This is a genomic window from Methylomonas rivi (assembly GCF_024505165.1).
In the GTDB taxonomy this organism is placed as follows: domain Bacteria; phylum Pseudomonadota; class Gammaproteobacteria; order Methylococcales; family Methylomonadaceae; genus Methylomonas; species Methylomonas rivi.
The window spans coordinates 1-6,468 of sequence record NZ_JANIBK010000182.1; the positions used below are offsets into that span (position 1 = coordinate 1).

Annotated in this window: 4 protein-coding genes; all 4 read right to left on the reverse strand. The window is 56.7% G+C overall.

What is annotated here, in order from left to right:
• Positions 1 to 366: 366 nt before the first annotated feature.
• On the reverse strand, positions 367 to 3,198 hold the full coding sequence (locus NP596_RS19125) for a tetratricopeptide repeat-containing protein (RefSeq protein WP_256617001.1): 2,832 nt from the start codon (positions 3,196 to 3,198) through the stop codon (positions 367 to 369).
• A gap of 73 nt (positions 3,199 to 3,271) precedes the next feature.
• Entirely contained in the window at positions 3,272 to 4,567 is a 1,296-nt protein-coding gene (locus NP596_RS19130; RefSeq protein WP_256617002.1) for a TRAFs-binding domain-containing protein, read from the reverse strand.
• A gap of 26 nt (positions 4,568 to 4,593) precedes the next feature.
• Positions 4,594 to 5,757, reverse strand: coding sequence for a patatin-like phospholipase family protein (locus NP596_RS19135; protein WP_256617003.1), 1,164 nt, complete (start codon positions 5,755 to 5,757; stop codon positions 4,594 to 4,596).
• Between the two features lie 29 nt (positions 5,758 to 5,786).
• Positions 5,787 to 6,468 (reverse strand): tetratricopeptide repeat protein (locus NP596_RS19140; RefSeq protein ID WP_256617004.1); only part of this gene is annotated, 682 nt, incomplete at its 5' end.

Consider the following 6,468-nt stretch of genomic DNA (forward strand, 5'->3'; position numbering starts at 1 on the left):
GGCGGGCGGAGCGTCGCCGGGGGCGCCGCCCAGTTGCATGAATGCCAGCACTTTAGCCGCGTAACGTCTGGCCACCAGCCAGCTGCCCGCCCAGGCCAGTATTAAAGCCGCGATCAGGGCGAACAGGATTTGACCGTCGAAGTTATTCATGCAGTCCTCTCATTCAGGATTTCGCCGGCAATAACGCCCGCTTGGGTTCCGTTCCGTTGCGCTCGTCGTTATACGCAATTCGAAGCAGGCCGGAATACCCACGGGGCACCCGTAAGCCTGTTCGCGCGTTAAGCGAGGAACAGGTGTTTCCGGCGTGCCGATTGCCGGAAACACCCGCCCTCGCTGTCGCCGGGCGGGCTTATTCCGGCCTACGGTTTACAAATTTAGCAGTCGTTGCAATTTGCCTCGGTTTTTAAACCACTGGTCGAAAAACTTCAGATGCAGGTTGGCCAGCGCCCAACCCACGGTACCGAGTACGGCCAGCCCCAGCCATTTGCGCGCGGTATCCAGGGGTTGCAAATATTTGGCGAACGGCAGTATCAGGCCGGCCAGGGTAATCAGAATGGCGGTGGCGATGCTGCCGACGCCCAGGGTAATCGTGGTGTGATCCTGCCAGTTTTGTTTTATCCAAACGATCAATAAGGTTAACAAAAATAGTCCGCAGGCCATGGCGGCGTATTTCAGGGTAGGGATAAGCACCAAGGCTTTGCCGGCCAATAAACTGGAAGCGCTGAGCTGGGCGGCCAAATCCTTTGCCTTGGGATCACCGCCTTCCGGATCGGCCGCCAGGATAGGCGCGATCGTGCTGAACGGCCAAACCCCTTCCGGCGCATCGATAGCGAAATCCGCCCAACCGCCGTTTAAATCCGACGCTTTATGTTGCAGGTCGAGTTGAGACAGTTGATGTTTGGTCATGGCGTAACCGCTGGCCATCAAGGCATAGGCTTCCACTTCGGTAAAGGTATCCAGGTCGGTGCGGACTTGGGCCAGGCGACGTTGCTGGCTGCGGTCTATGCCGTAATCCGTGCGATGCGGCCGCTGGATCTCGGGCGAAGGGTTGTCGCACTTTATCCAGTCCAGCGGGTCGGAATGTAAATCCTGTTTCAGATGGATGAAAAATAGGCCCTGCAAGGCATTGTTTTTGGCTTTAGCTTCCAGATTTTGATACTGCGCTTCCCGCACTCTATCCTGCAGAATGCTGTCGGAACGGAAAAACACGCTCAAGGCGCTTTTTTTAGGCGAGGTCTGATCGTCCATTTGCCCAGAGGCGTCGCTGCATAAAATCAAATCGCAGCTTTCGTCCAGCAGGCCGGCCACGCCCTGATTGTCGTGCACGCCGCCATCCACCAGACGAATGGTGCGGTCGGGATACAAATCGCTCAGCTCCAGCGGGTCGAACAAGGCCGGAACGCCGGCGGATGCCGCCACCGCATAACCCAGCGGGTAGTTTTTCAGCGCTTCGGTGGGCGCTTGCCAGTAGTACAGACGCCGGTAGCGCCGGTTCATGTCGATGTCCTGCCCGGTCAGCCCCGGCGGTTCGCCCATGAAACTGGCGGTAAAGTGCCAGTTATGGCCGGAATTCAGCGAGGTGGTGTTCAACAGCAAGGTCGGCACTTTCGCCTTGCGCCGCCAGTTGGCCTGTTGCGGATGAAAGGTTTCGTCCTGAAAGGTACTGTTGTCGATTGGGTCGGTGCTGAGCGGATGAATGCGCAAGCCGTGCAACGGCCGCATGCCGGATACCACGCCTTCATTGCTGGAATTGCTTTGATAGGCTTCCACTTGTTGATAGAAGTGGGTCTCGTACAATTCCCCCATTCGATTGCTGCGGCCATAGCCGGATTGAAACAGCATTTTAAAATTGTCCGGCAGGCTGGCTATGGCGCGCACCCTCAGGTTTTCGGAGACGCCGTCAAAAAATTGCGTTATCACGTCGCGTACCAGTTGGATGTAATCCTCGCGGCCGATCTCGGCGTCGGTTTTGCTCATCAACAGTTTGCGCAAGGCCAGATAGTAATGGGCGCCGACGATGCTGCCGCCGGACACCGTCGACAGCACTTCCACGCTGCGCAGGGCATCCACTTCCGCCAATCGCGCCAATACGCCCAGATGATACAGCGAGGCGCGGAAGCCGCCGCCGGATAGCGCCAAGCCGACTTTACCGCGAAAACATTCGAACGCGGCCACTGCATCGGCACCCAATAATTGGCTTAAAGCCAGCCAGGGCGGCGCCCAATCCTGTTGGGATTGAGTGTCCGCCGGCGGCACAAAACCCTGCATGCGGGCAATGGCCACCAATTGCTTGGTGGTGGTCTTGCGTTCCCACTCAAAATGATCGGTGCTTTTGGCTTGTTGCAGCCATTTGGCGGCATTATCCCACTGGCCCAAACCGAATGCGGCTTCAGCCATGGTCACCGAAAACCACCATTGCCGCAGGATGTTGCTGTCCTGTTCGGTGGCGTAATTGGGCAATTCGGCTAACAGTTTTCGGCGTAGCGCGTTGGCTTGTTCGCGTAAGGCTTGGCTTTCGGTGTCGGGTATCTTTTCCATGGCCGCGTTGATGTGTGCCCGCTGCGCCAATTTATCCAGAATAAAGGCGGCATTAATGCCGCAGTAACCCATGTCCTGCTCGGGATTTGTCTCCCAGCCGCGCCGGTAAAAATAATGCGCCGCTTGTAAATCTTCCAGCCGGCCGGAATGGTCGAACTTGCGTTTGTAAATCGCGCCGGCCTGGCCCAGGGTTTCCGGGTCCTTGCAGTCCGGATCGCGTAAGCCTATGCCTTCCAGAATGCTCAATGCCTGGGCATGGCGCCGGTCGGCGGGCAGTTCGTCGTCCTTGTAGGTATTCAAGGCCAATTGCTGAGTGGCTTTTACCGCCAAACCTTCGCTGCAGCCTTGCACCAGCAGTTTTTCCAATAATTGCCGGGCCAAGTCATGTTCGTCCACATTCTTCAACTGTTTGGCCAACGCCAGGGTTGCGCCCTCGTCCAGACGGGCTTCGGCCAGGCAGCCGTCGCCTTGTTGCTTGAGTAATTGCCTGGCCTTGACCAATAATTGCCGCGAGAGGCGAATTTCGCCTTGCAGGTACAGCTGTTTGGACAGCGAGAAACATTTGTCCGCGGCGGCTTCGATTGTGCCGCCGGGGCGGTGGGTTTCGGCCATGAGCTCCAGGGCTTGATCGCGTAATTTTTTATAGTTTTGTTTGGCCATGGCAGGATTCTCCGCTGGACTGTGAAAGGGACATAACGGGTTAAGGGTTCGATCCGGGTTGCGCCGTTCGGGTTTATAGGCCGTTCAGCGGCGAGTTTTGCAACAACTGCCTGAGCGCGTCGATTTGCTGTTTGCTGGATTCGCACATCCAATATTCGGCGTACGGTTTGGCTTGTTGCAGGCATTTCTCGGCTTCGGCGTCATTACCCAATCCCACCCAGGCTTCGGCCTTGGTGGCTAAAACCCAGTACCTGTCGTCGTCGTCTTCCACATCCTTGATGGCCTTCAACTCGGCGAATTTGGCGTCGGCGATTTTCAATACATCCTCGCGGGTGCGGCGGGCCAGCATAAAGTCGGTAATCGCTTCCGCCCTGTCCTGGGTCAGGGATGCGCGTACATTCAACAGGAATGCCCAATTGATGCCGTTGTAATAATCGTTTTGCAGGCGATAGCCTTTTTCGTAAGCGCCGATGGCCGTATCCAGATCGGCCCTGTTTCGGTTGATGTCGAACAGCCGTTTATGAATGGCGCCCCAAATACCCAGCGTTTCGGCATTGTTCGCGGCTTCGGGTTGCAGGGTTTGCAGAATCTGTTTCGCTTCCAGCAGCGCATTCAGCGGATCGGGGTATTTGGCTTTATAGGTCGCCAGGGCCAGTTGCTGTACCCACTGCGATTGACGGGGAGACAGTTTGTGCAAGGACGTGTATAGCGCTTTGGCGAGCAGAAAATCGCTGTTTTTCTTGGCTTCAATCGCTTGTTGCAGCAATTCCGAAGCCGCCGGATTGACGGATTCCGGCGCGAGGGGCGTTTCCGCGGCCGCGGCCGAAACAGTAGCGCTGGCCTTGACGGTGGGGGCTATGCGTTCGGACGGCGGTTCCAGGTTGTTTAAAAAGGTGTACACCGGGCTATCGTTTTGTTCGGCATCTACAATGTCGATAATAGCTTGTTTGAGTAGCTGGCGAAACCGGTCCACTTCTTCAATATCCAACACCTTGCCGTCGTGCCGATAACGGCGGATCAGCAGATGGTTGACATCGAACGGATTGGCGAATTGTTCTTCGGCGATGATGATGGTGGTGCGCGGCCGTAGCGCATGCCTGACGCCCAGTTCGTAAATGGCATTGCAGTTGGCCGTGGATAGGTCCGCCAACACCACATCGGCTTTCAGCAATTGCTCGTACATCGGCACGTCGATAGTGCCCGAATGGGGGATTTCGTCGGCTCGGATACATTTCAGCCCGGCATCTTCAACCGCCTTCTTGATGATGTATTTATAGCTTTTATCCAGATCCAGATCGCGGCTGGTGTGATAGTCGGTTTTGACGCCGAAGCCCATCACCACGAAGCAGGTTTTCTGTTGGTCCGCCATGTTGCTCTCCACTAATTTGATGTAAATCAGACAAAGCCCTTGAAATGCTCGGGCTTTACATGCCGCTTGGCATACTCGATGCCGACCCGCCGGATGTCGCCCATATACGCCACCGAATCCAGCGTCTGCACATGGGCCGGATCGACGTCGCGCAAGCCGAGTTCATCCAGGCCTTCCCGCGTCACCGACGGATCGTAGCGTAAATAACTGAACAACTTGGGTCCGCTGAAATTGGAGGCGGTCGCCGACTGTAGCATATCGCCGATTTCCCTATCGATAAGCCCACCGTGCCGACAGGCGCCCAAGGTGCGGCAGGCCATGTCCCAGCCCGCCGAGGCCGCGTTCATCAAGGCCGAAGGGATGTTTTTCGCAAAATGCAGCAGGTTCAAATCCTCCGCGCCGGTGTCGTCGGCCAGGGTTTTGGCCGCGCCGCCGGTACCGACCGAGACGATCAACAGCCGGTCTTCGCCGGTCGGCCAATCGATTTTATAGGGCGCGGCGGTGGCCATTTGAAAGGCCAGATAGGCCGGATTGTTGTAGGTGGTAACGCCGCCGTCGACGAAGATGAAGTTATATTCTTCCGGCGAACCCTCGGCGAAGGTCACCACTTCCGGCGGAAAATAAGTCGGCGCGGCGGTGCTGGCCCGCACCAGCTGCCACAGCGGCAAGAACAGATTGCAATCGCGGCGGCTGAGGTCGTTATATTTGGCTAATGGATTGTTCGATACCGGCCACGGCGAATCGGTGCTGTGATTGCGCAGCACCATCATCAACAGCGTGCGCAACTTGGAACTGCCCAGCGTGGCGTTGCTTTCCACCAATTGCTCGTCGAAGGCTTTTCTCAGCAATTTCGCCAGCGGCTCGTCGTTATAACTGTATTTCAGGCGCTTCAACAGCGATGCCTTGTCGAACATCTGCTTGCCACTGTCCAGATAAAACTGCCTGATCTTATCCATCGACATGCCGCTGGCGATACAGGCGGCGATAATCGCCCCGGTGCTGGTGCCGCAGACGAAATCGAAATAATCCGCCAGCACGAACGCGTCGTCCTTGCCCAGCGCTACCCGCAAGTCGTATTCCAGCTTGGCCAGTATCTCCACGCTCATCAAACCCAAAATCCCGCCGCCGTCGCAGGCGAGTATCTTTTTGGGGCCGGGGGTTTGCATGCGGTCTAAAACGGTTTGGGTCATAAACTATTTCCTGCTGGTTGATGGATTGGTCAGTTTCCGGATTCGGCGATACGTTGTTTTAAGGCGGTCAGGGCATTGCGCGAGGTTTGTAAATCTTGTTGCCAGAGTTGATTGGTAACATCGAGTGCAGCCAGGACTTCAGCAATGGCTAAATCCGCCTCACGCTCAGCCAAGGCTTCGGTTAATTGGCCTTGAGTTTCCAGTATTGATGCTATTTGGTAATGTGAAAACGACAAGTCCCGCAGCCAGTTGCTGTTGTCCGGGTCGCGTTCGGTGAGGTTGCGCATGATGTCAATTCCCGCCCGATATGCCTCAAGCGCGCCGGCCAGATTGCCCTGGGCTTGCAATACGCCGCCGACTTTAGTATGCGAGATCGCCAAATCCCGCAGCCAGCCGCTGTTGTCCGGATCGCGTTCGGCGAGGCTGCGCCTGATGTCCATACAGGCCCGATATTTCAGTAACGCCCCGGCAAGATTGCCCTGGGCTTGCAACACGCTGCCGACACAGTTATGCGATACCGACAAGTCCCGCAGCCAGCCGCTGTTGTCCGGATCGCGTTCGGCGAGGCTGCGCCTGATGTCCATACAGGCCCGATATTCCAGTAACGCCCTGGCAAGATTGCCCTGGGCTTGCAACACGCTGCCGATATTGTTATGCGATACCGATAACTCCCGCAGCCAGTCGCTGTTGTCCGGGTCGCGTTCGGTGAGG

What these genes read in the sequence shown, in the direction of transcription:
- NP596_RS19125 (WP_256617001.1), bottom strand. Translation starts at nt 3,198, where the DNA reads ATGGCCAAACAAAACTATAAAAAATTACGCGATCAAGCCCTGGAGCTC.
- NP596_RS19135 (WP_256617003.1), bottom strand. Translation starts at nt 5,757, where the DNA reads ATGACCCAAACCGTTTTAGACCGCATGCAAACCCCCGGCCCCAAAAAG.
- NP596_RS19130 (WP_256617002.1), bottom strand. Translation starts at nt 4,567, where the DNA reads ATGGCGGACCAACAGAAAACCTGCTTCGTGGTGATGGGCTTCGGCGTC.